The sequence below is a fragment of the Mesorhizobium sp. M7A.F.Ca.US.006.01.1.1 genome (assembly GCF_003997935.1).
Classification (GTDB): Bacteria; Pseudomonadota; Alphaproteobacteria; order Rhizobiales; family Rhizobiaceae; genus Mesorhizobium.
Window position 1 is genome coordinate 1 of record NZ_RZQL01000078.1, and the last position, 26,931, is coordinate 26,931.

Annotated in this window: 29 protein-coding genes, 1 tRNA gene and 1 pseudogene; 8 read left to right on the plus strand and 23 right to left on the minus strand. The window is 60.2% G+C overall.

Going from position 1 to position 26,931, the window contains the following annotated elements:
• Positions 1 to 266 precede the first annotated feature (266 nt).
• Positions 267 to 356, plus strand: a tRNA-Ser gene (locus EN943_RS15570).
• 93 nt (positions 357 to 449) lie between these two features.
• Here the strand turns inward: EN943_RS15570 and EN943_RS15575 are convergent.
• Both EN943_RS15575 and EN943_RS15585 read right to left on the minus strand, forming a co-directional pair.
• Positions 450 to 1,196, minus strand: coding sequence for a hypothetical protein (locus EN943_RS15575; protein WP_127413293.1), 747 nt, complete (start codon positions 1,194 to 1,196; stop codon positions 450 to 452).
• 527 nt (positions 1,197 to 1,723) lie between these two features.
• Positions 1,724 to 2,578, minus strand: coding sequence for a hypothetical protein (locus EN943_RS15585; RefSeq protein WP_164778210.1), 855 nt, complete (start codon positions 2,576 to 2,578; stop codon positions 1,724 to 1,726).
• A gap of 205 nt (positions 2,579 to 2,783) precedes the next feature.
• Between EN943_RS15585 and EN943_RS15590 the strand changes: the two genes are divergently transcribed.
• The 3 genes and pseudogenes from EN943_RS15590 to EN943_RS15600 all read left to right on the plus strand — a co-directional run bounded on the left by EN943_RS15590 (position 2,784) and on the right by EN943_RS15600 (position 4,652).
• Positions 2,784 to 3,041 (plus strand): hypothetical protein, encoded by a 258-nt coding sequence (locus EN943_RS15590; RefSeq protein WP_127413296.1) that lies wholly within the window; start codon positions 2,784 to 2,786, stop codon positions 3,039 to 3,041.
• Positions 3,038 to 3,326: pseudogene (locus EN943_RS15595) on the plus strand (hypothetical protein). The gene EN943_RS15590 and the pseudogene EN943_RS15595 overlap by 4 nt, the downstream one beginning before the upstream one ends.
• A 1,017-nt stretch (positions 3,327 to 4,343) precedes the next feature.
• Complete coding sequence (locus EN943_RS15600; RefSeq protein WP_127413298.1) at positions 4,344 to 4,652, plus strand: hypothetical protein; 309 nt, start codon at positions 4,344 to 4,346, stop codon at positions 4,650 to 4,652.
• 301 nt (positions 4,653 to 4,953) lie between these two features.
• Here EN943_RS15600 and EN943_RS15610 read toward each other — a convergent pair whose 3' ends face one another.
• Positions 4,954 to 5,208: a helix-turn-helix domain-containing protein gene (locus tag EN943_RS15610; RefSeq protein WP_127413301.1), complete on the minus strand. Its 255-nt coding sequence runs from the start codon at positions 5,206 to 5,208 to the stop codon at positions 4,954 to 4,956.
• Between the two features lie 285 nt (positions 5,209 to 5,493).
• Here EN943_RS15610 and EN943_RS15615 point away from each other — a divergent pair, with 285 nt between their 5' ends.
• Positions 5,494 to 6,888, plus strand: coding sequence for a recombinase family protein (locus tag EN943_RS15615; protein WP_127413303.1), 1,395 nt, complete (start codon positions 5,494 to 5,496; stop codon positions 6,886 to 6,888).
• Positions 6,889 to 6,965: 77 nt separating this feature from the next.
• Here the strand turns inward: EN943_RS15615 and EN943_RS15620 are convergent, their stop codons facing one another.
• Positions 6,966 to 7,175, minus strand: a complete 210-nt coding sequence (locus EN943_RS15620) for a hypothetical protein (RefSeq protein ID WP_127413305.1) — start codon at positions 7,173 to 7,175, stop codon at positions 6,966 to 6,968.
• A gap of 411 nt (positions 7,176 to 7,586) precedes the next feature.
• Between EN943_RS15620 and EN943_RS38815 the strand changes: the two genes are divergently transcribed.
• Positions 7,587 to 9,323, plus strand: a complete 1,737-nt coding sequence (locus EN943_RS38815; protein ID WP_127413307.1) for a DNA methyltransferase — start codon at positions 7,587 to 7,589, stop codon at positions 9,321 to 9,323.
• A 222-nt stretch (positions 9,324 to 9,545) separates the two neighbouring features.
• On the opposite strand, the gene EN943_RS15630 is transcribed toward EN943_RS38815, so the two are convergent.
• From EN943_RS15630 to EN943_RS15645, 4 genes are all read right to left on the minus strand, one after another.
• Entirely contained in the window at positions 9,546 to 9,947 is a 402-nt protein-coding gene (locus EN943_RS15630; protein ID WP_127382955.1) for a DUF1515 family protein, read from the minus strand.
• Positions 9,948 to 9,956: 9 nt separating this feature from the next.
• Positions 9,957 to 10,145, minus strand: a complete 189-nt coding sequence (locus EN943_RS15635) for a hypothetical protein (protein ID WP_245475860.1) — start codon at positions 10,143 to 10,145, stop codon at positions 9,957 to 9,959.
• Positions 10,108 to 10,401, minus strand: a complete 294-nt coding sequence (locus tag EN943_RS15640) for a hypothetical protein (protein ID WP_127413310.1) — start codon at positions 10,399 to 10,401, stop codon at positions 10,108 to 10,110. The genes EN943_RS15635 and EN943_RS15640 overlap by 38 nt, the downstream gene beginning before the upstream one ends.
• Before the next feature lie 103 nt (positions 10,402 to 10,504).
• Positions 10,505 to 11,356 (minus strand): glycoside hydrolase family 108 protein, encoded by an 852-nt coding sequence (locus EN943_RS15645; RefSeq protein ID WP_127413312.1) that lies wholly within the window; start codon positions 11,354 to 11,356, stop codon positions 10,505 to 10,507.
• A gap of 50 nt (positions 11,357 to 11,406) precedes the next feature.
• Here EN943_RS15645 and EN943_RS15650 point away from each other — a divergent pair, with 50 nt between their 5' ends.
• A complete protein-coding gene (locus EN943_RS15650) occupies positions 11,407 to 11,607 on the plus strand; it encodes a hypothetical protein (RefSeq protein ID WP_127413314.1) in 201 nt (66 codons plus the stop codon).
• Here EN943_RS15650 and EN943_RS15655 read toward each other — a convergent pair.
• Entirely contained in the window at positions 11,604 to 11,966 is a 363-nt protein-coding gene (locus EN943_RS15655; RefSeq protein ID WP_127413316.1) for a hypothetical protein, read from the minus strand. The genes EN943_RS15650 and EN943_RS15655 overlap by 4 nt on opposite strands.
• Before the next feature lie 12 nt (positions 11,967 to 11,978).
• On the minus strand, positions 11,979 to 13,376 hold the full coding sequence (locus tag EN943_RS15660; RefSeq protein ID WP_127413318.1) for a hypothetical protein: 1,398 nt from the start codon (positions 13,374 to 13,376) through the stop codon (positions 11,979 to 11,981).
• A gap of 81 nt (positions 13,377 to 13,457) precedes the next feature.
• Between EN943_RS15660 and EN943_RS15665 the strand changes: the two genes are divergently transcribed.
• Positions 13,458 to 13,787 carry a hypothetical protein gene (locus EN943_RS15665; protein ID WP_127413320.1) on the plus strand — a complete coding sequence of 110 codons (330 nt, stop codon included), beginning with the start codon at positions 13,458 to 13,460 and terminating at the stop codon, positions 13,785 to 13,787.
• Positions 13,788 to 13,972: 185 nt separating this feature from the next.
• Here EN943_RS15665 and EN943_RS15670 read toward each other — a convergent pair whose 3' ends face one another.
• From EN943_RS15670 to EN943_RS37665, 13 genes are all read right to left on the minus strand, one after another.
• Positions 13,973 to 16,102, minus strand: coding sequence for a hypothetical protein (locus EN943_RS15670; RefSeq protein ID WP_127413322.1), 2,130 nt, complete (start codon positions 16,100 to 16,102; stop codon positions 13,973 to 13,975).
• Entirely contained in the window at positions 16,102 to 18,456 is a 2,355-nt protein-coding gene (locus tag EN943_RS15675; RefSeq protein ID WP_127413324.1) for a glycoside hydrolase family 104 protein, read from the minus strand. The genes EN943_RS15670 and EN943_RS15675 overlap by 1 nt, the downstream gene beginning before the upstream one ends.
• 3 nt (positions 18,457 to 18,459) lie before the next feature.
• Positions 18,460 to 19,476, minus strand: a complete 1,017-nt coding sequence (locus EN943_RS15680; protein ID WP_127413326.1) for a tail fiber domain-containing protein — start codon at positions 19,474 to 19,476, stop codon at positions 18,460 to 18,462.
• Positions 19,454 to 19,909: a GNAT family protein gene (locus tag EN943_RS15685; RefSeq protein WP_245475861.1), complete on the minus strand. Its 456-nt coding sequence runs from the start codon at positions 19,907 to 19,909 to the stop codon at positions 19,454 to 19,456. The genes EN943_RS15680 and EN943_RS15685 overlap by 23 nt, the downstream gene beginning before the upstream one ends.
• On the minus strand, positions 19,906 to 21,492 hold the full coding sequence (locus EN943_RS15690; RefSeq protein WP_127413327.1) for a hypothetical protein: 1,587 nt from the start codon (positions 21,490 to 21,492) through the stop codon (positions 19,906 to 19,908). The genes EN943_RS15685 and EN943_RS15690 overlap by 4 nt, the downstream gene beginning before the upstream one ends.
• Entirely contained in the window at positions 21,489 to 22,190 is a 702-nt protein-coding gene (locus EN943_RS15695) for a hypothetical protein (RefSeq protein ID WP_127413329.1), read from the minus strand. Before EN943_RS15695 ends, EN943_RS15690 begins: the two co-directional genes overlap by 4 nt.
• Before the next feature lie 6 nt (positions 22,191 to 22,196).
• Positions 22,197 to 22,997: a hypothetical protein gene (locus EN943_RS15700; RefSeq protein WP_127413330.1), complete on the minus strand. Its 801-nt coding sequence runs from the start codon at positions 22,995 to 22,997 to the stop codon at positions 22,197 to 22,199.
• Positions 22,998 to 23,078: 81 nt separating this feature from the next.
• A complete protein-coding gene (locus tag EN943_RS15705; protein ID WP_127413332.1) occupies positions 23,079 to 23,594 on the minus strand; it encodes a hypothetical protein in 516 nt (171 codons plus the stop codon).
• Positions 23,595 to 23,606: 12 nt separating this feature from the next.
• Positions 23,607 to 24,623, minus strand: a complete 1,017-nt coding sequence (locus EN943_RS15710) for a phage major capsid protein (protein WP_127413334.1) — start codon at positions 24,621 to 24,623, stop codon at positions 23,607 to 23,609.
• Positions 24,624 to 24,643: 20 nt separating this feature from the next.
• The gene (locus tag EN943_RS15715) at positions 24,644 to 25,816 is read right to left on the minus strand and encodes a hypothetical protein (RefSeq protein WP_127413335.1); all 1,173 of its coding nucleotides are present in this window, start codon (positions 25,814 to 25,816) and stop codon (positions 24,644 to 24,646) included.
• A gap of 25 nt (positions 25,817 to 25,841) precedes the next feature.
• On the minus strand, positions 25,842 to 26,165 hold the full coding sequence (locus EN943_RS15720) for a hypothetical protein (protein WP_127413337.1): 324 nt from the start codon (positions 26,163 to 26,165) through the stop codon (positions 25,842 to 25,844).
• A 163-nt stretch (positions 26,166 to 26,328) separates the two neighbouring features.
• Positions 26,329 to 26,697, minus strand: coding sequence for a hypothetical protein (locus tag EN943_RS15725; RefSeq protein ID WP_127413338.1), 369 nt, complete (start codon positions 26,695 to 26,697; stop codon positions 26,329 to 26,331).
• A partial coding sequence (locus EN943_RS37665; protein WP_206522764.1) for a hypothetical protein occupies positions 26,698 to 26,931 on the minus strand: 234 nt, incomplete at its 5' end.

The following is a 26,931-nucleotide window of genomic DNA, read 5'->3' on the forward strand; positions in this document are numbered from 1 at the left end:
CCGCCCCGCCCGCGCGCAAACTTGTACTTCGCCAGTCGGCGGGCTTCTTCTTCATGCACCAGGGATCGCATAGTCCCGGCGCTCGATTCCGACGCGCTCAGAGCCTGCCAGGACAGCAGGAAGCGACACAGCGGTGGTTGACGCAGCCCTCAATGCCGCTTTACAGGAATGAGGCGTGAACCAGCCGGAGCGCCTTCGGTGCCAATCCGGTGCCAACAGGCCAAACGAGTTGGCCCGCGCTACCCAAGTGGTTGAAAAATCACGATGGAGGAATGGCCGAGCGGTTTAAGGCACCGGTCTTGAAAACCGGCGTGGGTGCAAGCTCACCGTGGGTTCGAATCCCACTTCCTCCGCCACAATTTTCTGTAAACGACTGATAACGCAAGGCAAATCGATCTCGCCCTATTCGGTTCCTAACTTGGTTCCTAACTTTTTCATCCAATGGAGAGTTATCGCCAGAGCGATTGCGCTCCCCTGAGCATAACCATGTCTTCGTCCTCGTCGTTTTCGGGTTCGTACGGGGTTGGTGCCTCCAGCAGATCGATTCGCCTTAGGTCCGTCCCTCCCATGGGCGCATCGAGCGAGAGCGTTTTGAACGTGTCGTATTCACGGTTGTAGCCGGTGACGTAATCCTTCACGCGAGCGCCGACGAGCTCCAGCAGTAGCTTGCCTTCGAGGACGGCCAGGAGCATCGAGGCGATGACATCATCCCGCATGAAGCGTGGGAGGGCGGAGCTGACTGCCCGACTTACCACCCGATACACCGTGTCCGGGTCGTGGCGAATGGTGTTGATCGACTTGACACGGTGTTGGTAGCCAGCTTGTTGCTCTAATATCCGCTCGCGATTTTCCGCATAATAAATTTTCGAATAGGCGAGTTGTAGGTCTCGATGTTCAGCGTAGTAAATTCTCGACTTGGCGATTTCTTGGTCTCGATGTTCAACGTAGTAGATACGGTGGCTGGCCTTGACGTGGGCGGCGTGAGATAATCGCCACTTCTTGTTACGTGCAGCATGGGCCTCTTTATTTTTAGCCCGGTATTTTCGCTGGTACTCAGCCCGTTTCTGAGGGTTATCAGCTCGCCATTTTTTCTTCGTACCTTTCGAAGCTGGTTCACGTTCCTTTGCCAGAATTCGTGCGTGATTTTCGGCTCGATATCGCCGCTGCTCTTCATGGTGTTTGCTTGGATCGACCATCCCGGATTTGGCAGATCGATCAACAGTTCGCGCAAGGGACGAGCCGAGGTTGTGCCCGATAATCCCGCTACGCTCCACCGCCAAAGGAGAAGCCCGCCATCTCTCGGCAGCGGGTCGCCGCCGGGGCTGGCTGTGCAACAAAGGCAGTCGATCCGCGTTGAGGCTGGTCTCAGTGGAGCTTCGACAATGGACCCGGCAACCGCAACAGTACTGCTTTTACTCTCTTGCAGCCCAGGCCAGGCTGCCGTCTGCAAGCCCATTGAGGCCGCACCGACCACATATGCGTCGTTCGACGCGTGTCGGGCATCTCTAAAAGACAGGCTCGTAGGTGCGCCAAACGGGGAAATCGTCGGACGATGCCAACCTATCGACGAGACTGTCACCGGTTCACTGCCGGCCGGGTACACCACCGTTGTTGTCACGCGCGGTGTTGGGAGCAACGCCATCAGCAATAGCTACATCGTTCAACACCAACAATAGAAAGGCCCGCCACCGTGAGGCAGCGGGCCGTTATTTCTAGAGTTGGGTCAGCCAGCCTTGCGTTCCACGGCTTCGACCGCTGCGTCCAAGGCTTCGACCGGCAGGAACGACCATAGTAGCGCGTCAATGTCCTCAGTCTGGAGGTCGCCGTATTTTCCGGTGGCGAACTCCATCAAAAACTCGGCCCTGACCCGATGTTCCTCCATGCTAGTGCAGCGATAGGAGCACACGGCGTTAAGCGCGTAGCGTTCGGCGTCGGAAGCCTCGTTGCGTTCGTTGATCGCCTGTTCAAGGCCGACAGCGCTACGCCGTGCGCGCTCTTCCTTGATCAGCCTTTTCAACGTCCGCAGATCGGCCTGCTCGGCCTTGCGAAGCGCGGCGGTCGACTGCTTGCCAAGATCCGGCGCCACCTTGGCGAGCGTCGCCAGCTTCTGTTGCTGCTCGGCGTACCGTCGCTTGATGTCGTCGCTCAGATCGGCCCCGACGCTCTCCAGTTCGCTGTAACGAAGGCTCCGTGACTGGCCGCCGCCAATGGACAAGGGAACGTATAGTTCGGCGGTCTTTGGCAGATACGCGTCTTCCAGGTCGGTGGCCACATCGATCGCGGCAATGAACCGGGCGTAGGCAGCGTGCTTCGCCTCGATGAGGCCTTCCAACTCACGAGACACGCCAGGGGCCGATGCGTCCCCTGCCCTCGCCTCTTGGCCGGCGACAGTTATTGCAGCCGTAGCGATTGCTGATGACGAGAGAATAGCGCGGCGATTGACATGCTGGTTCATGATTGATGTCCCTGCTTCGATTGTGGGGGGTGTTGCCCGCCCTTCAATGCTCACCGAGTCGTGACCCTGGGGCGATCCGAACAGCCGGCGAAGCTGGGGAAATCCTGGCGAGACGTTCATCATGGTTTCTCTCCGGTAAATCCAAAGGGCTGTAAAATGGGCATGCCTTCGGCGGCTGCCCGAACAGAGGTGTTCGGCATGTGCGGTATCTCCCAACGGTTCTAGTTACTGAAACGTGTTTACTATGTCCGGTAACCTAAAACCGGGTTAATGCATTGTCAATGGGTTTCTAGGTATGGTAACCAGAAACAACATTTTGAGAGGTAAAATGCTGACCACCGGGAACCAGTTGAAAGCAGCGCGGGCGCTTGTGAGCATCGAGCAAAAGGACCTTGCAGAGTTGGTTGGTGTGAACGTCAACACGATCCGCAGCATGGAAGCAGCCGGGGCCGGCCCAATCGCCGGGCGCTCGCAAAACGTTCAGGCTGTCCAACGCGCTTTAGAGGGCCGAGGCATCGAGTTCTTGAACCACGGCAGGCCTGGTGTTCAATTGCAGGCGCCGTCGCAAAGGGACAGGCAGGAATGACGCGCCTTTCCGTCGCCAAAGAGCTTGAGAACGCCGCTGATAGAATCGCGGACATGCCGCGAGCGGATCTTCAGATCATCCTGGGTGGGCCGCATTGATGCTCCGGAACGTCGCCGGCGTCCCGCTGGAGCCGCCACGGAGGACGCACTGAACTCCATCGCTGCCGAGATGAACATCGGCCGGTCGGATCTCATTCAGATCGTGTTGCGTGAGTGGCTGGAAACGAACGCTTATCTGCCGGTCCAGATGATCGATGAGGAAAGCGAGACGGACGGCAGCGCATAGGCCCGTACTTCCGTGATCACGCAATAACGCACAACGGCCGAATCGGCCCATATCTTCAAATGCGACGGACCTGGTTGTCCGCTTGGCCGGCGCCGCACAGTCCCAACAGCTCCCCATCTGGCGCGCCGGCCGTTTTATCCGCGCGGGGAACTTCCCGACGCCGGTGACGTTCGCTGGTATGGCTCTTGTCACCGGGTTTGCATCTGCAGTGGTTGTTTTGTTCATCGTGCTGCTGTTCACCCATGCGGCCCGAGACCTGCAAAGCTCACCTGTGTTTCATTGGATATGTCACCGACTTCGCCGAGGGCATTAGGTCTTCGTCGGCTTGAAGCGCAATGATCCTGCGGGCTGAGCGCGTTACCCCTCCGCCGGGGGCCTGGGCTAGCTCTCCTCATCGGAGTCGTGGCGCCGGTCCTCCCCATCGGAGTCGTAGCGCAAGTCCTCCTCGCTACGCCTGGACTGCGTATTCCTCGCATCCAACGCCGCTTGCAGTCTCGCCGCTGCGAGCAGGATACTATCGGGTATTGGTTCCGGCGAAGTAGCCATTTCCATGGGCGTATTAACATTTGTTAGTCGAAAATGTTCCCCTACCAGGCATAGAGACTACCCGCCCAAGGAACCTTAGACGGTCCTGATTGCTACGAGGTGCGTGATCTTTTGCACCGCCCCTGGGGAACATGTCTCTGAAATCGAAGTTCGTAACGCGCTTGGTAAGGAAATCTCCTTGAAACAGCCGAGCAAGGCCCGCCACTGATGTCGAGACCCGGTGGCGGGCCACCTGCGATTATAAATCTTGTCGCAAGGCTGGAACCTGTTTCTGAAATCTAAGTTGGGATCCAGCTTGGCTGTCAATCCCGGCCAGGCGAAGGCGAGCAAGGCCCGTCGCTGTAATTGTGTCCTCAGCGGCGGGCTTCGCTCGACGCGGTGCCACCAGCTACAAGCCCTTGCACGCGTTGGGACGATCACACTTTAGCATCTCCTTACGAAACAAACTGGCCTGCTCCGAGTTTGATCGGCATGGCTAAGGGCGGCATCAACATAGGCGATGAGGTGGCAATCGTGGGGACCGTCCGGCGGCGCGTCACGGAAGACCGCGTAAGCGTCTCGATCCCGTCTTACGGCTTCCCGCATTCGATCGTCGACCGGACGTCCAAAGTGCAGAAGGGCCAGCCGATCGAGCTCATCGGCAGCGTCACCCACATCGATGGTGATCTGGCGACAGTGAACTTTGGCGTGCCTATAACCGTGAACCTGGACACCCTGCGCCTGGTGAATGCCTATAAGCCACTGACTAGGAAGACGCCGCTGGTGGACAAACCGACATGACTTCAGACCTTGGACCCCAAATCCCCGGCAAGCCGCACAATGGCGAGCCGGCCGACGAGGACGACAACTTCTATACCTGCCCGATTTGCGGTCAGCAGGTCGACATGCGTGACTTACGCCAAGTCATTTGGCACGAACGGCCAAAGCACAGGCCTCTGCTCGTTTTGGTGGACTAGACCCTTGAAAGCCCGCCGCCCCATTGCGAAGCGACGGGCTCCCTCACCCGCCCCGATACTTGTCAAAGCAATTTAGATGCCAACCATTTTCGCCCCGCAATGGCGCATATCAAGCCACTGCTGCATTAGAACAGGTCCTCGAAGTCAGCAGGGCTTCCCCTGCTGCGCCGACGAACGACAATTTCCAGACCGAGGGAAGAAAGCGTCACCATCAAGGTTCGCAGCTGCACTGCAGGCTTTCCGGCCTCAAGGTGCGATATTGTACCTTGGCGGAGGTGCACTCGATCTCCAAGCGCCTCTTGCGTAAGCCCTGCTTTCCGACGGGCGCGCCGCAGGATTGCGCCGATCTGCTTTTCATTGCGCGCTATCGCATCAAGCATGATGGTCCTCCGAATACGCGAATGCGTATAAAATGGTGATATACGCGATGGCGTATAGAATGCCAATTAGAGAAAGGCGTCCAGGGTGTCGATCGGACCGGCATTGATGGCGGCTGCCAGTTCCTTGACGAACTCCGGCAAGCTGAACGGCGGCGACCTGATCGTGTGCACTACAGTGTACTAAATGGTTTGAGACAATGAATATCGCACGTTTTCTTTAATCAGCAAATTCGCCCCGTGTTACTCTCCCTTAATACCGTCGGATGGTATTAAGGAGGGCCGGCGATGCCCGAACTCTCGACTGCTCTTCGCGTCCCGGCAGCGCAATACCTTCGCATGTCAACCGACCATCAGCGGTATTCACTCGATAATCAAAGAGCGGCCATTTCGGAGTATGCCGAGATGAGAGGCTTTGCCGTTGTCCGCACGTATGCCGACGCAGGCAAGAGCGGCCTAAGTCTGAAAGGGAGAGACGGACTACAGCAACTGCTCGCGGATGTCGTGACTGGTCAGGGCGGCTTTTCCGTGATCCTCGTCCTGGATGTCAGCCGGTGGGGACGATTCCAGGATACGGACCAAGCCGCGCACTATGAATTTATCTGCCGCGATGCCGGGGTCAATGTCCATTACTGTGGGGAGCCGTTCGAGAATGACGGCAGCATGGTCGCCAGCGTCGTAAAGACCCTTAAGCGGGTGATGGCAGCCGAGTACAGCCGCGAACTCTCGAGCAAAATCTACAGAGCGCAAATTCAGCAAGCTTGCCTCGGATTTAAACAGGGCGGCCCTGTGCCTTATGGCATCAGACGCTTTTTGGTTAGCCATGACGGAACGCCGCGATTGTTCCTCGGGCCGGGCGACCGCAAGGGACTCAAATCAGACCGCGTAGTTTTTATGCCTGGACCTGACGAGGAGCTCAAAATAGTACGGCGAATTTTTCGCATGTTTCTCGCGCAGAAACAAAGCATTGCGAACATCGCCAAGACATTGAATGACGAAAAGATACCGTCGACGGATGGCGACTTATGGCGTTGGGGACGGGTCAAAGGCGTGTTGCGAAACGAGTTGATGACAGGATACTACGTCTTCAACCGGACCAACCACAAAATGAAAAATCCGGTGCGCCACAACCCTCCTGATCTTTGGGTCCGGACCAGGGTGATGGAGCCTATTATTGAACCTAAAACATTTGCCCGAGTGCAGCGGGAATTCAGCTTGGGACGGGTCTTTACCCTCCGAAACCCCGACATGATCAGAAATCTGAAGTGCCTCTTACGAGAGAAAAGGAAGCTCTCGCAGGCGATAATCAACAATTGCCCCTACACACCCTCGGCGCATGCATATTGGGCGCACTTCGGGAGCCTACAGGCCGCCTATAAGGCGGCTGGGTTTATATGTCCGCCAACCGGCCAACGAGGTAAATACTACTCGGATGACGAGCTTCTAGATGGCATTCGCCGACTGCATGCAAAGTTCGGTTACGTGACAACCGCTTTGATCAACAACGACCGCAGACTTCCGGAGTGCAAATTTTTCAAGAAGCGCTTCGGCTCGATGGTAAAAGCCTACGGCCTTGCTGGGTTCCCTACGACAACGAGCCAGACTATCTCGGCAGCCCGACAGCGAACTGCCGCTCGGCGCCAGAACGCGCATTGTGCTCGGCCGACCGCATCCTCAGAGTGATCGAAGCCTTGAGGAAGCAGTGACGGACCGGCCAAGGCTGTACGTCCATGGCCAACATCCCCTCCTTTAGTTGGCTCCTAGCGGCCGAGCGGTTGCCGGGAGAGCGAGACCAGCTCGGCCTCATCGGTCACGCCGGCCATGAAGTTTGCAATGATCCGGGATGCGATGGCGTCACGAGCATCCGTCGACTGGCCATCAACCTTCAGCCGCTCGAATACGCGGCCCAACAGTGCCAGTTCCGATGGCTGCAAGACACCGGCTTCAGTCGCTTTCCGTCGAATTGGCATTGATCGCACCTCCCCGAAAGTCCGGGTAGAATGCCGCAGACTCCCTCTAAACGCAAAACCCCGCCGACTGGGGGTCGGCGGAGCCTTGAATGCCGTTGTCGGCGCTCAGGTGCCCGTTGAGGGTCGGGCATGTCAAAACCGCTCAACGGCCAGGATCGTTCCCCCCAGAACGCAAAAAGCCCGCCACCTCTCGGCAGCGGGCAGGGTCTGTAGTAGCTGGGATCAACCAGCATGGGTCAACTTGCGGCGGCGGGGTTGGTTGCCAGGCGCTGCCAAGCTGTACGGGAATGGCGTCCCACCGCCTTGGTTAGTATTATGGAAACCATCATAAGTGAATGAAGGGTTAATTTACTAATCAAAATCTTCTTAACCATATTCCTCCATTGTAACGGCGCGGATGGAGCTATGGCGATGAATAAGCTGTATTTTGGAGACAACCTCGATTGGTTGCCAAAGCTTGAGGCTAAAAGCGTTGACTTGGTCTACTTAGACCCTCCGTTCAACTCCAAGGCAAGCTACAATATCCTCTACCGCTCTCCTGTCGGCGCCGATGCGCAGAGACGGGCTTTTGAGGATACGTGGCATTGGGAGGACGGCGCGGAAGCGGCAATGGAGGCCGTGCGTCGATCTGATGTTGCGATATTCAGGGTCCTACAGGCTCTTCAAGGTCTCTTGGCTCAAAGCGATCTTATGGCTTATTTGGCCATGATGACGGTTCGGCTGCTTGAACTACGACGTGTGCTAAAATCGACCGGCAGCATATATCTTCATTGCGACCCAACGGCGAGCCATTACCTAAAGACCGTCATGGACGCGATTTTCGGCCCGCAGAACTTCCGCAACGAAATCATTTGGTTGAGGTCGAGGAATCCTAAAGGGTCGCAGCATGCGAGCAGGAAGTTCAGCCCTAGCACCGATACCATACTCTACTATGCCAAGAGTGACGCTTCTCCGTTCTTCGAGGATGCCGTTCGCGCACCTCTTTCGCCTGAAGAACTTCGCCAGAAGTATGATCGTTCCGATGAATACGGTCCCTACTTAGACGGTCCAATCCTGCGCTCAGCCAGCATGGGTCTGAGGCCAAATCTGGTTTATTCATACAAGGGATACACACCGCCGGAATACGGGTGGCGCGTCGAGTTGGAGAAATTGAAAGAGATAGACGAATCTGGAAACCTCTCATGGAGCAAGTCGGGCGCTCCACGTCGGAAGCTTCGGCCGGAAGATGATCGCGGAGGCCCAATCGGCAGCTTTTGGGGCGACATTCCGCCGGTCAATTCACAGGCAGAAGAGCGCATAGGCTACCCAACCCAAAAACCACTTGCCTTGCTGGAACGAATTGTTTTGGCGTCTAGCAAGCCTGGCGACGTCATTTTGGATCCATTCTGCGGCTGTGGGACAGCTGTGCATGCGGCGGAGAGGCTTGGGCGTTCTTGGATTGGAATCGACCTAACCTATCTGGCAATTCAGGTAATCGAAGACCGTATCAAAACGTGGTTGCCTCTAGCTGTCTACACCGTGGAAGGCATCCCGAAGGACGAATACGACGCTAGACGGCTGGCTGAGCTTAAACCGTACGTGTTCCAAGAATGGGCCGTGGGACGAGTTGGTGGGCAGTCAAGAGGCCGGGGAAGGGACAAGGGAATCGACGGGGAGATCGCTTTCATAGCCGGCCCGGGGAAGTATGGTCATGCAATCGTATCGGTGAAGGGCGGCAAGCATGTTGGACCTGACCCGATCCGGGTTCTGAAGAGCGTTGTTGATCGGGAGGGCGCGAACATGGGCGTCTTCATTTGCCTCAATGATCCGACAGCCGACATGCGCACGGAAGCAGCTCTTGGCGGTCGCATTGAGCTACCAGGCGGCGAGCGTCCCCGCATCCAGATCGTGACTGTCCATGATTTGATAGAGGGCCCCAATCTGGGGATATTGACAGAATTGAACGCGGTCCGAGCGACGCAAGAGGCCCGCGTCGTGCAGCGCAAAGCCCCGCCCAAAAAGCCAACTCCCGAGGAAATCAGGTCTTCGCCTTCTTTCAAACTGCCACTCAAAGGTGGCCGCTCAAAGGATCAACAAAAGGATTTGCCGCTAGGCGAGCCACTTCTCATCCCGCAGACCGAAATTCGGATAAGGCGTCGCAAGGGGTAACGCTATTTGGCGGTTTTCTTGTCGTCCTTCGGCTGATTCCACAGGTATTTAAAACCCAGCTAAATCACGTTTGGACCGCTTCCGAAGCGGTTCGTCCTTCCAAAGGGGCAATTTAACTGAACCGGTTCCGGTAGTGATCCCTTCCTCGCGTCAAAGCTGGTTGCCGGTACGTTAAGCGCTGGCCGCCGCGCCCTTCAAGCGATAAGCGAACAACTGTTTTTGTCACCCGCCCCGCAGTACGCGCCAGATGTCGTGCCAGTATGCGGTGACCAAGGAGGCTAAGGCCGCTGCCGCCATGCCGGTCACGCCCAGGGCGCCGAGCCCCATCAGCTTCCACCGCGTCACCTCGGCAGTCACTGCCTTCACGCCCGTCATGTCGTCATTGAGCTTACTGACAGCGGTTTCAGTTGCCGCGACGCGGTCAACGAGCTCGTCGGTTTTGGCGTACATCTTTGACCGGCTGGCGGCGGCGCGCTGTTCGGACTGTTCATAGCTTAGGGCGGCACGGGAATCGCTGTCCTTGATATCGCGTCGGATCTCAGTGATGTCGCGCTGCATGTTCTGCGTGGCCTCCAAGAGCCCGCCGATCATCATTTCCAGGCTCTTGTTTGCCGAAGTTGCCATGATCGCCCGCTAGTTCAGTTCGGCCCGGCGCGCAGCGCTGGCCTTGGTGTGACGGTCGCACTCGGCCGCCGTGTAGAGCTTGACGGCGCATCCCGGCGCCATCGTGCGGTCAATCTTGTTCTGATCCTCGACGGTCTTGCCCTTGGCCCCGGCGAGGCTGCTACCGATCGCCGCCCGGAGGGCTGGAACACCGCTCACGCCGGAAGTCCCACAACCCGCCAGCAGAATTGCAGTCATCAAAATTCCGGCTGGCATCAATGCCTTTGCGGATCGCATCCTGATTGTCCTTTTCGATCTTGGCGCGGACCTCGTCGGCGCCCTTGTGTTTGACGAATTCGTAGACCCCGAGCGCCGCGCCCGAAGCGACCAGGGCGATAACGGCCCAGCCGATGACGCCGCCGACCAGGCGCGAGACGCCAAGCCGGTCGACAAGGAAGGTGATGAGCAAGCTCATTGGCCGAGCCACCAAAAGAAGATGATGCCTTCCACCGCGCCGAGCCCTACCGCGCCGGCCGCAGCGCCCAGCAGGAACGCGATCAAGGGCTTCATGGGCGCGCTCATGCCGGCACTGCCCCGAGCGCTTCAGCAAGGTGCCTTGCCTTGCGGTTGGCGTACCAGCGATAGCCGAGCCCACCGATCGCGAGCACCGCGCTTGCGAGCGCCACGACCACAACCACCTTGCCGATCCACTCGCTCGTATAGGACAATGGCGAAAGCTGGTTCTGCAGATCATAGAGGTAACCTGACAGGCCGAGGCCGCCGGTGCCCGCGCCTGTTGCCAAGTCGGCCGGAGCGGTCGACGGTGCGGCATTGGCGTCCTCGACAATGGCCTTTGCCTGGCCGCCGTCGACGAAGTTGGCCGCTTGCGGTGTCTCACCCGTCGCCCAGGCCTTACCGATCGCCCGGACCTCGGCAACGCGTGCCGTCCAGCCCTTGCCAAAAGTCGGGAACGTCCCGAGGTGGCGAAGGAAGTTCATCCGCGCATCGCAGATCCGGTCAATCAGGGCGTCGTTGTTGTTGATTGCCTTCAGCGCGGTGATGGTGCCCATGCCCATGACGCCGTCGATACGCCCGCTGTAGACAGGCCGCAGCGCCTGCTGAAGCCACATGATCGAGCGGCCAGGGCCGGAGTTCACGCCGCCGTCAAAGACGACATAGTCGACACCGTCGGGCAGCAGGTCGCCTTTGACGGCATCCCAGTACTGGCGATCATAAATGTCGTTGAGTTCGTCGGTGGTCAGGCTCTTGACGGATCGGACCGCCAGACCTCTGCCCCGGCGATAGGCGTCATAGACCCGCTGGGTAACCCCTTTCATCGTTGGGCCGCCTGGGTCCTTTTTGTTGTTCGAATAGCCGCCTTCGTGCGCAAGCACGCGGGCAAGCGATTCCTTTTCACGGGAAATTGCCATGACTTTTCCTTTTGGAGATTGGATAGAATGCTCTCGGGAGGAGCCGACCTATGCAGACTTTTACCGTCGAGCTGATGCGCGACGGCAAGGCGGTTGAGCGTGCCGAGGTTCAGGCCGAAAATGCTGTTGTGGCAGGAGAAACGTGGGGACCAGTAACGATCCCGTACGGTGAAGAACCTGACATTGGCGAATGGATCAGGGTAACGCACCCTGACGGCAGCACCACAAATTGGTTTGAACCGGCGGCTTAGGCTGCGGTCTCGCTGGCTAGGATGACGGCAGGGTCTAAGGCAAGGGCCGTGACGAAGGCGACGGCATCCGGATCATCGCAAAAGACAGACGGATGGTCCGGGGCAAACCAGCGGGCGAAGAACTTCGGTTGCGAAGACAACATGAAGTAGGCCTGATCCATCTTGTTGATGTCGATCAGACGCTGCATCACCGTGGACTTGGGGACCTTGGCCCTCTCGACGACGCTCCCGTATTCGGAGAAGGCCTCGGCCAACTGCACTGGTGTGGCATAGTCGCCGAAAAGCACCTCATCGCCAGCAGCTTGATAGTCATCATCGACCGCACGAAAGCTGTATCCGTTGTTGCTGTAAGCGAACATTCCGCCCTCCCGTCAGATATTGTCTTCCCAGCCGTTCAGCAGCACCACGGTGCTGCCTTGGCTGGACGCGTAGTAAATGTTGGTGCTTTCCAGCACCAAGTTGAACTGCTCGTTCGTGTAGAGAGTTGAGCCGGTGATGCCATTGTTGCCGTTGCCGACTGGCGCACCGTTGGCCGAGTTCCAGGCTCCATAGCTGTTGTTCGGTGCCAGGATGGCGCGGTTGTTGTCGCTCTGCGCATTGACCATAGTTCCGCGAATGGCGACGGCAGTAGCCGGCACGAAACTTCCGATCGCGACAGCCGTCCATGTCGGCGTCGTCGGACTTCCGCTGTTGCCGCTCGCAATGGCCGGCACCGTCACCGGATTGGTGCCGATCACAAGTTGAGCCCTTCGGCCATACTGGAGCGTCCGCCAGAGATTTGCCGCGGCGTCGTTGCGCACCGCGCCGACCCGCGTCCTATAGGTGTAGGCGCCCGGTATTGTCGGGGCTGTGGCACTCAAAGAAAGCAGTGCCGCCGTATTGGTGCCGTCCGAAATGACCCAAACGTGATACCAGGTGTTCGCCGCTTCAGCTCCAGTATCGAGGCCATTTAGGCCAGCGGCTGAAATGGCGGCTGTGACATTCACCGTCAGCCGTCGAAGCGAATTCCCAAGGGCATCTTCGACCGTGATGGCGTCGGCGGTGACTGTAACTTGCGTGTCGCTGATCACCTGAACCTTCAAATTCCGGAAGGCCGACACCAAGAGCTGCCTGGTGCTCAACAACACAGTGCCGTCGGCGTCGGGCACGGTAAGCGTGCGTGTGGTGGCGGTCGTCACGCCCGAGACCTGAAACTTCACCTTCTTTGTGGCGTCGGCCTCGTCAACGATGTTGGTCGAGGCATCAACCAGACTCTTGTTTGAAAGCGTCTCTGTCGACGAGGACGAATTCGGAACCTGGGCAGCGCGCTGATAGCCGCGAATGCGCCAGTTGCCACCACCCAGTGATTGAGCCGAGGCAGTATCGCCGGCCGCCGTGACGATGTTTGCGGCACCGGGCAGGATCAGACTGGTAGCGTTGTGCGTGAGGGTCGCGGCTGCTGCAAAGGTCAGATGGCGGATAGCGCCGGCCGGCAGTGCTGTGAAGCTCGTAATCACGGCGGTGCCGGTGATCGTGACAGACGTTCCGGTCGATGACGCAAGATCGGTCGCCGTCGCCGAAGCGATATTGCCGCTCTGTGCGTTCAGATTGTCGTTGCCGCCAACCGACGTGTTCGCACCCGTGCCACCAGCCGGAACCGGCCGTGCAGCATTCAGGTCGGACAGCAGGTCCGCGCGGAAAGCATTGTACTTCCCGGAATCAATGGGCGTGTTGGGAACCGCGTTGCCGTTGGCCGGCCACGACATAATTCCAGAGCCGTCACGGGGCATTGGCATTCTCCATGAAAGTGGGCATATATTTGGTGATGCTCGGGTTAGCCCCCGAAGGGCCGGCAACCGCCAGAAAATCGAATGTATAAGCAGACCAGTGTAGGCTCGGACATCAAGGCGGCTCTTGCTGCTCACAAAGAGCTTGTCGGAAAACCTTCAGTCGAGCAGGCCAACGGGATCGTTGCGTGCAGTGGGCTGCATGGCGAGCTGGGATACCTCGATGATGGTGTCCCTACCGTTTATAGCCTCGACGAAGATACCCGAGACCGCCTCATCGTTCACGCCCGCCAGGACGCCGCCCACGCCCTGCTGAACACAATCAGCCTGCTGCAACTTCGAAGGGCGGACAGGCGACTAGCAGTCGCAGGTGTCTTGCTGTTGATCTACATCGCGATCAGGGTGTCGCTCTGATGAGCTCGAAAGCCGCCCTTCAAATCATCGCCGCAATTCTTACCATTGCGGCCCTTGCTGCCATCCATAGGGGTCTGGGCTGGGTCCTCGATCGTTTCAGCAGAGACTTCGTTTCGGGCCTGTTCTTCGGCTCGATCGGGATGACAATCGTATTCATGATCCTGATATGGGCTGACAAGAGACGACTAGCGGCGCGGCGCCGAACTGAGCAACAGGGCTCGCGCAACATTATCGATCTGTGAAGCAGGCAGTCGCGAGCCGGCATTTGCCTTGAGCAACGCGTCAATCACAGCGCTGTCATTGCTGGTGAGCGTCCGGGCAAGCGCGGCCCGCGATGCCTCGCTTTTCAGACCGCTTAGAGCGTCGACCACGGCACCAACGCCCTTGTAGCCGGCCGCCCTCACGGCGCCCATTGTGCCGCCTGCCATGTAAGCCTGGGGAATGCCGAAGCCATCGCCGCCCGCGCCCGTCAGTTCCTTTTGGGCGGCCTGGCGCGCGGCGGTGTAGGAATTGCGGCTGACCTGATTGGTGGTCTCTGCAAATGCGCGTTCGCGGTCGAGCAGATCGAAAATGCGACTGGCGCGGTCGGCACCAAACAGCGTGGTAAGCCGGTCCCGGTTCCAATCGCCTTCGCCCTTGATGATCTGCTGAAGCGCTACGCGATCATTTGCCTTGGTACCGACGATGCGCTCAATCTCCGCTCGCGCGCCTTCGCGCAACCGAACGGGCACCGCCGACGGGCCGATCTGCATGCCTTGGGGCAATGCGCTTTGCTGGAATTCGTTGGCAAGCTCTGTCGGCCGGGGCGCCTCTCGCCCGCTGGCAAGGACCGTCTGGCCGCGCTGGACGGATTCGCGTTGGCGAGCCAGTTCCGAGTATTTGGCATCGACTTCCTTGATGCCGGGGACGGACGCGCGCAATTCGTCGTCGACGGCTTGGCGAGCAGTGGTCAACGCGTTGACGGCGTTCGATCCTTGCGTCGTTTGCAGCATGTCGTCGATTGCATGACGGGTGTTCAGCAACTCGCCGGCATCTGAAACCAGCGACGTGCCGGGAGGGGGTTGGCCGAGGGCTCGAGCCTGGGCAATTTCTTGCGGCGTCGGCGCATGGTCGAGCATGGCACGGACGCGCTGAAGGACGCGCTGCGGCTCCCCGCGCAAATTCTGAATGTCTTGGTCGAGATAGCGCGCGATCGGCAGTGTATCGACGGGGCCAGCGTTCTGAAGCGCGTCCCGATATTCCGGAGAAAGCGCGCGCTGGTTCGTCTCGATGCCGGTGGTGATCTGAGATGGCACCGGAGCTGGGCCAAGCTCTTGGTCAAGCGTGCCACGAATGCGCGCATTCGCGCCGGCATCGCGGGTGTCGATCGCGCCCTTGACGATGGCCTTCCCCTCGCCTGGCAGAGCAGCGAGGCCGGCCGCCTGGGAGCGGAGGTTTTCGCCAAGGTCCATAACCATGCCGCTCGGGCCAAGCTTGGCCAAGTCGGCGTGCGCGCCAGCGTCGAGGCCGTCCCGCCCAAATGCCTTTGCGAGTAGCGCGGCCGTTACCTTGTCGACGCCAAGGGACTTCGCAGCGCCTCGAAGGTTCCAGCCATCGGCGATAGCCTTGACCCCTTTACCGACCAGAGGGCCGATCACGGGTGCAGCCAACCCAAGCCCGCCGCCGATGAGCGCGCCCTTTTCCGCTTCCCATGCATCACCACCAGAGCGGACCGCCGCGTCCGCGCCATTGATGGCGGCCCCTGACAGTGCGCTTGCCCCAAATCGCAGAGGAAGAGAGGCAACCCCGACGCCAAAGGCCTCAGGAGCGGCCATCATGGCGGGCAAAGTGCCGGCGGCGGCACCGGTTGCATTGCCGAGGGTGCGAGCGACCGGGTGCGCCTCGCGGCTAACCTCGTTCATGCGGGTCATTTCGTCGTTGACCTGCGAATAGGGATCGCCTGTCAATGCAGATCCGATCACGGCAGCGGCGGCGGTCAGACCCTTGTCGACATAGGGGCCGACAATCGGAACGCCTTCGCCGGTTGACGTGAGGAACGTTCCGGTAGCACCCATGTCCGGGTTCGGGACGAAGGTCGGCGCGTTGTGACCGCTCCCAGGTTGAGGACTACCGCCCGCCATAAGCGATTGCGCCCGCGCAATGCCTATCTTGGCCCTTACGTCGGCTTCAGCTGCCCCACCGGATGGAGCCGCCGCGGCCGACGTTGGAAGAGACTTAGAAATCTCATCGACCGCCGCATTCTGCTGATCCGGCGTCATGGACAGAAACGCGTCGTCGACAGTGACCTTCTGGCCTTGGATGTTGAGCGTTGCCATCAGGGTTCAATGCTCCATTTCAGGCCGTTGCTCGTCGTGCCGGCACCGCCGCCCGCACCGGTTGGTGCTGCCCCGGCGCTGCTGCTCTTGATCGCGTCGACCATCGCACGGACGCGCGACAGTTTGTCGTTGACGGATTCCTTCGCCTCGCCTGGCTTGGGGGTCAAAATTGAGGCCTGATTTTCCACTTCGGCCGGCGCCGCCGTGGCACCGGACACGCTGTAGAGATAGGACGCAATGATCGTCTTCAGCGAGTTCGACGCACGCTGATACTCGGACGATTTCAGATAGTCGGCACCGTAGTCCGACCCATGGGGAACAGCTGAAAGGGCTTGATCGCCAAGGTTGGAAAGTGCGCCGAAATTGTCCTCAACAATCTTCAGTTCCGGCGCGACAACGCTATAGAGCTTCGCATCCCGCTGCTGGGCTTCGTTGAGCGGCTTTGCGGTGCCGGGGATGGCTTGTCCCGACCGAACGCCGCCAGGCTGGGGGGCAGGCGCTGCGGGTGCAGCGGGGGGCGGCAACGGCGCTGCTGGAGCCGGCGTTGCGGATGGCGGTGCACCGGGCGCAGCACCACCGGGAGGTGACAACCAAGCCGGGAGGACAGGCGGAACCTCGACAGGCATCATGCCCGCCTGGGTCTGAACCAGTTGCGTCTTGGGCTGCGAGACGATGGCGTAAGCCGTTGCATATTCCCTCGATGAGGGATCAGCGCTCTGGAGGATGTTCCATGCCTGCGCGTCGAGGCCGGTTCCTTCGAAACGGGTAGGGCCGCCACCCGCACCGATTTGCTTGGTCTCGCCGCTGGCGGCGTCGAACAGGGTATGATCATCGAGCTTCTGCCACTGCTTAGGCGGCACCGCCAATGACTTGCGCGCGGCCTGGATCTGGAGTTGCCGCAACGGGTCCTGTTCCTGCATCCGCTGCTGAAGCATCATGTTCGCCATAGCCTTTTGCTCGGGCGATGCCCAAGGATCAGCGGCAACCTGCATGATCTGCTGAACCGATGGGCCGGCCTGTCCCGGCTGGATCGCGTCGGCGCTGCCACCAGCAATGACCGGTAAGTCGTCTGCCTGTGCCTGAGCCTGCTGCTGGGGCTGCATGGCCTGAGCGACCTTCTGGACGGCCGGAGAGACCGGCGCGGCCTGTTGGGGCTGCTGTGCGCTCGCAAGGGCTTGCACGACGGGCGACGGGGCCGCGGCGGCGGCTGGGGCCGGCTGATTGGCCGCGCTAAGAGCCTGCACGACGCCACCGGCACCCGACAGAGGCGTTTTGTTCATCATGGTGCCGAGGACGCGCTGTCCTGCCGGCGTTACGGCTTCAGGGCCGCCTACCTCGCCGGGCTGCGCTGGTGCGGCTCCAGAGGGCGCCAGATCATCGCCGGGACGGTTCATCGCATCCCATTGCGCCTGTGTCGTGCCATTGCTGGCATACTCGGGCGGCATGGGGCGCGCCGTGGCCGCCGTGACACCGGCGGAGGGATCGAGCGATGCGACCTGAACGGGCTGCTGTGCCTGCTCTGTGGCGGCGACCTGTGTGGCCTGGGCCGGCGTGGCGCCCGCGCCAAGCGCTCGCTGATAGGTGGCGACGAAACGATCGGTGTTCGTCCCCTGCTCAATGCCGCCCGGAAGACTGGTCCAGATCGGGCTCAACACTTGGCCGACTTTGGCGATGGCGTTCGGATCACCTGATTGCAGGACGGTATCGATGTCCTGTCCGGTCTTGGCCTTGTAGGTTTCTGCGGCAAGGTTCCATGCGGCCTTGTCCTGATTGATCGGGGAGAAGTCTGGCAGGCCGAGTTCCTTCGCCTGCTCATCCCAGGTCGAGCCAAGAAACTGGTATTTGCCCGCGGCTGACGACGTGCGCCCGGCATTCGGCCCCGTTTGGATGTGCACTGCCTGATTGGGATGGCGGGAGAAGTCATCGAACTTGCCGCCTCCATAGATGACGTCATACCGACCCCCGCTTTCGGGTCCGGAAATCGTGTTGAGCAACGCCTTCTGATAGGGCTTTGCATCGGTCCAAGCGAGCTGATCCCCGCCATAGTCGGCGGCGGCGCCGGCTGACGCTGAAGCATCGCTCCCGGTCGCCGAGGGTGCAGCCGGGAAGGTGCCGGCATTGACCAAGCCGGCGAAACTGTCGGCCGCTCGCGCCTGCCCGGCATTCTCACGCTTCATGACGTCCTGTAGAGCCCAGCGGCCGGATAGCGCCCTGCCAAGAGCTGCCAGCCCCTCGCCAGTGTTCTTCGGTACGCTGTCGGTCGCCGAGGCGATAAGGGCCTCTGCAACAAGCCTCTGCTTGGCGAGGCTGGCGGGCGTTTCGCCCTTGTTGGCGTCAAAGATAAATCCGACCATGCGTCAGGCCCCCAGCGACAGCGCTTTGGAGTAATCGACGTGCTTGACGCCGCCGAACTCACGAACGGCATCCGGCGTATTGCGCTCGACCTCCTGGGCCATGAGGCCAAGTTGCATCGGGCCGCCTGCCTTGTAGCGATAGGAATAGATATTCTGCCCGTCGTCGGTTTCGCCGACCTTGGAAATGTCCGTTTTGACGCGGCGATCCGAAGCAAGAAACGCCGGGTTCCCGGCGAAGGCTGAGCCGAGACCAAACAGGCCGCCGATTAGGCTCCCGGTTTGCGCGTTCTGCGCATTCACGTTTGCGACCTTCTGCTGATAGTTCGCATTGATGAGGCCGGCATTGTCTGTCGTCGGGATCGTGCTCGGCGTATAACCGGCCGCTTGGGGCTGACTGACCTGCGAGCCCGAGAGCAGCGCCGTGATTTCGTTGATCGGCTGGTTTCGAATTGCCTGGCCTTCAGCGAAGGCTTGGCCATGCCCTGTCAGGATCAACTGATTGATCGCATCGTTGTCGGTCTGGCCCTGCTGGGTCATGGCGCGATCATAAGCAGCGCTGCCCGGCTTGATGCCCTGGTTGGAAAGTCTCGTGGAAAGTGCGTCTCGCTGCTGCGCCATGATCGGATCGAGCCGTTCGCGGCCAAGCTGGACCAAGCGCGATTCCGTCGCGTCGTTGCTGCCATCAAATGGCTTCGCCATATAGTCGTTCAGGAAGCCGCTTTGATTGTTGGCAAGCGTGCCCAGGTTGAGCTGCGCCTTATCCGTCTGGTCCTTGATCGCCTGCTGAGCCGGCGACAGCGTTGTTGTCGCTGTGCGGTTCGGGATCTGATAACTCTGCCCCGTATAGGGGTCCTTGATCGTCGTGAAGCCATCGTTCGTATAAGTGATGGTGCCGTCAGGCGTAACCTGATTGGCGTTATTGAGGTACGAATTCGCCAGCGCGGTTGAAATGTTCGTGCCGGTCGAGGCGGCAGACGTTTCCTTGGGATCTGGCGGCTCAGGCGCTGAGGCTTTGCCCATTGTACTTCCTCGTGAATTTAGAGTTTCGCCAGTCTTCTTCGGTCAGGGTGAAAACGAACCCGTCTTCGTCCCGGCCGCGCATGCGTTTGATGAGGTAAGGAGTGAAACCGAAGGCCTTCGCGATCCGCACCATGCGCTCGTTCTTGGCCGACACCTGAAGAACGACCATCTGGCAACCGATCTGGTCGAACGGATAGGAAAACATGATGTGGCGGACGTTCGCCGCCAGCCATCGCGCCGTGGTTGACGCGCTCGAAATCTGGATCAGGCCCGGTCCCGGTTGCCAGTCATGAAACACAATGCCGGCAACCAGCTTGTCACCATCATCGAGAACGCCGATCGCCTTGCACTTCCCGAATCCGGCTTCACAGCCTGGCGTAAGGTCGACGACGAATTGCGCCACCGCCTCGTCATGCCCGAAAAGCAGCTTCAAACGACGACATCCCCGACTTCATAGGTCATGTCGATCGCCACCAGTTCGGCGTCGGGCGTCGGCGTCACGCCGCACGTGACCTGAAGCTGCCAGGCAATGGAAAAGCCGGATTGCCCGACGGAAGTCCACTTTGTCGAAACGGTCTTGGTGGTGCCGGCATCCCATAGCGCGACATCCCAAAGGCCCGTGTCCCACTCATCGAGGGTGACATCGTCGGCGACGGATGCCGGAGGCGAGGGCAACGACACCTGATAGTTCGTCGAGACGGACAACTTGGCGAGGAATTTGCGACTGGCCAGGAAAACCGTCCGCGCCATGTGGATGATCTTGTCTCGGGCCGGTGCCTTCAGGTGGTCGAACAGGCCGACGGCCGTGGCGGTGTACGGCATGCCGTCATCATTGCCGCTGACCTCGCACTGCATGATCTTGCCGTCCGACGTGCCGAAATAGGCGCGGCCGTCGTGCAGGGCCAGGCATCGCGTATCCCAGCCGGTATAGTCGGACCATGCGCCGGTCTGGAGGTTGACCACGAAGCATTTCTTGTCCTGGCCGCTGTCAGCCGGCAGCGAGACAATGCCCATGTTGAACAACGGCCATTTCAGAAATTCCCACGGCAGTTGCGTGCGCGAAGCCGCTTCAGCCCGCCAATCCGGTTCGATGTTGCGCGATACGCTGATCAGCGCCAGAGCAGCGCGGTCCTTCTGGATCGCCTGCGATATCGGAATGATCCCGTCGTCCATGGCAATGAGCAGTTCGCCACCGGCCTGCATCGTGGCGCGCGGCCCGCGTGGCGGCGACATGTCATAGCGACCGACGAGCGACCAGCTATTCGGGTCGCCTGGGTCTGATCCCTCGTACACTGCGACCTCGCCGCGATCCGAGAAGAAGACGCATTTGTCGTCGACACCGTCGCCGGCATCGAGCGACCAGGTGCCACCGAACAGAAGCGAGCCACCTTTCTGGAAAACGCCGGCAAGGGAGAAATCAGCCGCGGTGCCGGCGATGGTGTCGACGGGCAGATACCAAGCGACCATCGTTCCCTTCTGGACGAAGAATTCCCGATTTCGGTACGTCCAGACGAACGACAGCTTATTGGTGAGGATACCAGCGCCCAGATTGGCCACCGTGGTCCATGTCGTGCCGTCGAATTGCCGCATGCTGTCGGTGCCGTTGACGGCGGAGAGATAGTCCCCACCAGCCGTCTCGTACTGGACATAGGAAAAATAGCCGCTGGTGAGGCCGGTCTGGACCGGTGCAGGCGGAATGGTCGGGCTTGCGGGCGCGGTGACATCGAAGATTTTCGAGCCGTCGCAAGCAAACATGAATTTCCCGGCCGACGCGTCATAGGTCAGCATGCTGACAACCGGAATTGTGCCGATCGTCGCCTGTTTCTTGCTGCCGCCACGCAACCGGATGCCGGTGCTGGTGACGAACCAGTTTTCAAGCACCTTGGCACCCTGCGGCTTGGCTGCCGCAAGGTTCTCATTCGAAATCTTGCCCCGGATCGGCGCCGGGAACGTCGTCGTGCTGTGGTGCTGCTGTGCACCAGCCGCGACCGGCACGCGCCGGAAACCCGCCCTCATGGGACGATCACCCCAGGATAGGCAATATTGGCATCGATCGACGAGCGGCGGCGACCGACAGCGAGGATGTTGGAGCCCTTGTCAGCGCCGGCAGAGACCGCCAGCGCATCCTCATAGGTCGCCATGTCTTCGGCATAGGCGCGGCCCTTGTTGGCCTTCCACTGCCAGATCATGCCGAGCTTCAGCACGCGTTCATCAAGGCGGAAAACGTCATCGTCGGCGGTGAAAGAGACCTTCGCGTCCCCGTCCTTGTCCTTGATGATCTTGTTCGTGAGATAGTAGAATTGCACGGTGGCCAGGCTGGGTATCGCCGGCTTGATCAACACTTGCTCGCCGATCATCGTCCAGGCGCCGACAAGGTTCTGGAAATTCTGCACCGTGATGCCAAGCCACTGGTCACTGTCGGGGTAATGCGTGAACGGCGCGTAAGGGCTTGCGGACGGCCATAGCGCGGCCTTTTTCAGCATCCGCTTGTAGTCGCCGGGAAGATCGAAGCTTTGGGCTGTGCCGTCGCCGGTCAGAGTGCCGAGCACCTTCAACTTGGTCCAGTCCCGGCCGTCGAAAGCGATCCTCTGCGCCATCTCGTTGGCGAGCGATTTCAGTTCGACCAATTCGCGGTCGCTCTGAGAAAAGACGGATGTCGGCACGGTCAACCCAATGACCGTGCAAGCATCCTGAATGACGTCGAGGATCGCCATGATGGATCAGTCCACCATCGCCAGTTCCTTGGCCGCTGCGACCAAGGTGTCGTGGTTCGGATTGCCGCGCGGACGACTGCCGGTTTCCTTGGCGATGTAGACCTTCAGGGCCTCGTCATCCATCGCCTCGATTTCTTCCACCGTCGGCGGGATACCGTGGTCCTGCTCCTCCTCTTCGTCCTGGCTGGGCTGCTCGTCGTCCTTCTGTTCGGGTTCATCGGCAGGGGCGACAGCACCCTTCACGGGCTTGCCGTTCTCCATGAACTCTTCGCGAAGCCGGCGTTCCTCGGCCAACTGCTGGCGAAGTGCCACGACTTCGGCTGCAAGGTTGGTGATGTCGGCGCTGCCGGCCGCATTGTCGAGATAGGCCTGCGCCTGGTTCTTCAGTTCGCGGCCGCCCATGCCGAGTTGCTTCAGCGGGGTGCCATCGAGCGATGCCAGTTGCTCGACCGTATGGACGCCAAGGGCCTTCAGTTCGCGGCGCTTGCCTTCCTTCAGGAACGGCGCTTCGGAAAGCGGCGTGCCCGACAGCGGCTGCGCATTGCCATCTTTGAAGGCCAGATACTGCTTGTTGTAGAGCTGCGCATAGGTGACGACACTGCCGCCTGCCGCAATGCTCTCGCGGGTGGCGTTCGGCTCGGCATCGTGCGCCGGATAGGTCGCCTTCGTCTGCCGGTTCGCCGGGAACGAAAGGTCGCAGACTTCCATGTCGTGGAAGATCGGCCGGCCTGCCTTGCGGCTGGCATTTTCGTCCGGGATTACGTGGTTGCGGAATGTGATGTTGACGGTGTTCTGGTTCGCGCTCATCGGCGGAAACTCCTGTCTGAGAGGGTGCAAAGAAAAACGGGAGCCGAAGCCCCCGTTTCAGTATCGTGCTGCTGTGCCTGGTTACGCGGCCGCAGCGTTGTCCATGAACGGACGGTTGATCTCGAATTCTGCGAGACCAGCGCCGACGATGGTGGAAGCGCCGAGGGCGTTCTTGACCCGGGCGCCGGCAATGACAGCGTCATCGACCTGACCCGGAGTAGCGGTCGCGTAGACCAGGCCGTTGTCGGCAAAAGCCGCCAGTGCCAGGCCGAGCGCCTTGCCCGTGATCTGATACCAACCGTACTGGTTGGCAACATTCGCGGACATGGCGACACAGACGGCACCGATCTGGGACGCACCAGAAGCAAGCAGCGTCGTCGACCAGTCGTCAGGGTTGATGAGTGCCCAGCTTCCGACGAGCGTGCTTGCCACGCCCTTCAGATAGATGAACTCGCCGACGCCATAGACCGGATCCTGTGCCCGGATGATGTCGCCGAGCCAAGGGCCGGGCGTCGAGCGACCGGCCGCATTGGAGGCCGGAAGCGTTGCAGCGATCGGCGGGAAGCCGAGGTTCGGAGTGTGAGGAACGTAAGCCATTTTCTGTCCTCCTTACGCGGCCGGGTTGCTGTCGATGAGCTTCCACTGGAACAGCGGATTGGTCATCGTCAGTTCGCCCATGAAGCCGATGTACTGGACATTCGCGTCCTGATTGATCGGCATGAGCGTCTTGCCGATCTTATTGAAGTTGCGTTCCGGGTGGTAACGGACCCACAGGTTGTCCGTGTCCAGGCCGTACGTGGTGTTCGACGGCATGTTGGAACCGATGCCGCCTTCCTGAACGATTTCAGCCGAGCGACCGGCGCCGAAATACTTCAGCGACGTGAAGCCGAGCTTGCCCAGGCTGGAGGTATCGTTGACGCGCTGGATTGCCACGGTGGCCGCGTCATAGGCCGCGTAATGCTCCGGCGACATCAGCAGAAGGTCGGCGGCCTTGGTACCGCGCGACCGCTGCGTCATGATCGAGTTGAGCATCGGGCGGATGGTGGTCGCGGTGACCTGCGTTCCGATTGCCGGGAACGAAGAATTCGCATCGAACACCGAAGTGCGCCAGATCGGGTTAAGCCCGCGATCAATGCCGGCATAGGTGCCGGAGTTGACCACGGTCGGAACGGCCAGCTGCATGCCGCCCAGTTCCTTGCCGCCGAAGCGGGTGCCGTTGCCGTGCAGCGAGATGTCGAACTCGTCTTCAAGTTCGCCTTCCGCAGCCGCGATATGCGACTCCAGAATATCCATGAGCTGGTTTTCGCCCTCGTTGTTGAGGATGTCCTCATTGGCGAGAGTGACGGCGACGGCCACCATTTTCGGGGTGTATTCGGCGTCGTTGAACAGTTCGGCCGGGACCGGGTTCAGGAAGTCGAAGCCGTTGTACCAGACCGCCGACCCGGTCTTGGCATAGAGGAGCCGTTCGCGGATTTTTGGACCGGAATACTCCTTGAACTTGCCCTTGCGCTTGAGCACGTTCAGCAAGGCGTTGGAATTGGAGACCAAGTCCTGATAGCTCGAGGACCGATCCTCAAGCGCCAGGGACAAAATCTCCTGGTTCTTTTCTACGGAAGTAAGAGCCATGTGGCCCTCCTATGTTCGGATCATCCGGCCTGAGCTACAGCCCGCCGGAGCGAATCCTTGATTGAGGTTGAAGCTCGCTTCGTCGCTGGGTCTGAGCCAGCCGAGGGCGCGCCCGATACGGATTTCTGGCCCTTCAGGGTCTGAGCCTGGGGGTCTGGAGCGGTGCGCGTCTGAGGCGCTGCTGAAACTGTGGTGGTCGAGCCTGCCGGGTCCGGGTTGAGCCGCTCCGCAAGGGCGTAAGCCTCGGCCAGATCGGTCGTCTTGCCCGATTTGAGGAAGAACGCGATGTCTTCCGCCAGATCGTCGAACCGAGGATGATCGGCTTTGAACTTGTCGACCTGGGCCTCAATGGTTGCGACGTGCTGGTTCTGCATCGACGTGGTGACGCCGCCAATGCTCTGTTCAAGCCTGGCGACCTGCTGGCGAAGCTCGCGGATCGTGGCGTCGTTCTGCCCTTGGACCTCATCGGGCTTTTGCCCAGTGACATGGGCGGCCAATTGGCGAAGCGAGATTCCCGCATAGTCGCAAACTTGCTGAATGCCTTTGATCGGATCGGAAATCAGGGTCCGCTCCAGATTGGTGTAGCGGGTCATTGCATCGCGCAGCGAAGTATTGTTGCGCTTTGCCAGTTCGTCGAAGTCGCGGACCTTTTCGAACTCCTCGGCCGACACGCGATGCTTTTCGATGCCGGCTTCCAATTCGCGGAACGACCGGTGAACCGCAGCCTTGACCGGCTCCGGTGCCTTCTCCCATTCCGCCATCGCTGCGGCATCGCTCTTGAAGCGTGCCGGTGCTTCGTGGTGGCCTTGGGCAGCGGGCTTGCCCGGCTCTGCCTTTACGGTCTCTGCCGGCTTGGCGGGCTGCTGTGTCGCGTCCTTGGCCGGCTTGGGATCGGGAAGCGTCTTGTCGGCCACTGCCTTGTCAGCGGGCTTCTCGCCCGGCTTGGGCTGGCTCTGGACCGGCGCGGTTTTCTTATTGGGATCGGTCTCGGCGGCCTTCTCCTTTTCGGCGACCTTGTCGGCCGCTGCCTTCAGGGCTTCGGGCGCAGTCGGCGGCTTCTTCGCCTCCGGCTCGGGCTTTGCCTCGACCGTCTTGGGATCGGTGCTGATTGGATTCGGCGTCGTCGACAGGTCATCGGCGGCAACGGCAGAGGTATCGGCGGGCGCCGAGGCGCCTCCGTTCAAGTCATCCATGTGGATTGCTCCGTCTGAGGGATTGCTAAGGGGTGGAACGCTCGCCGCGGTTAACTCGAGCCGTGGCCTTCTCGATGGTGGTTCTGATCGCCTGGCGATCGATCTTCGGACGCTTGCGCGGGCGAAGCCTTGCCGGATCGTTCCCGACTTCCTCCAACCCAGCGGCGCGATAGGTGGCGCGCAGAGCCGATTTCGACGTGTAGAATTTCCCGTCGTGCATCGACTGAACTTCGGACATGGTGTCCGAACTGATCATCGGTGCCGGTAGCGCCGAACGCTTCGGCTTGGCAGTCTCAACCTTGCGGAAGACTTTCCGCCCACCCCCGACATCGAACCATGCAAAAGTCATTTAAGCATTTCCTTGTGCATGCAGGGTTTCGTGTGCAATGGGTCAGGCCAACGCGGGGCGTGGGCTATGGCAACTAACTTGTTTCTGACAGGGCTCGCGGCGTTCGCGAACCTCATCCCGGTCTATTTTATCGTGAAGTAGAGACCGGCTCGCATGGTTTACCTCATGCCGCCAACAGCAGGATTGCCAACATCTCGTCTTCGTCGTCGGCCCCGGCGACTGGCCGAGGCATCGAATTCGCGACCAAAGCGGCGACGAGGGCGGCATAGTCTTTTGGTGCCAGCACCGGCTCATCAAAAGGCGACTTCGGCTCTTGCTCCGGGGTCTCCGGCTCGACTTCGCCGTTTGCCTTCCGCCTGGCCTTCGCGAGCGTTTCGCGGAGCCGTTCCGCCTTCTGGCGATGCTCTTCCCAAGCTTCGGAACTCGGCTTTCCGTCGTGTCCGTCGTCGATGATGACGGGAAGCGCGTTGCCGCCTGGCCCGAAATACCGATTGCCGAAATATCGGGCGCCGAAATACCGATCGCCGAACATTTAGCTTGGGTCCAGGGTTACCGATGACCTGTTGCCGCTCGCGTCGACCGTTGCGACAATCCGATCCTTCGTGTCGTTCGTGTCGCGAAACGTCGCGATCGACGTGGACATGCCCATCGCTTTGCCGAGCAGCGAAGCCGACCACAGCCGAAAGCCCTGCCGAACTGTCATTCCGGGTTCCACACCGGCGGCGCGGTCGAGCAGCGCATCGGCGTTTGCGTTTGCGGTCGGAAT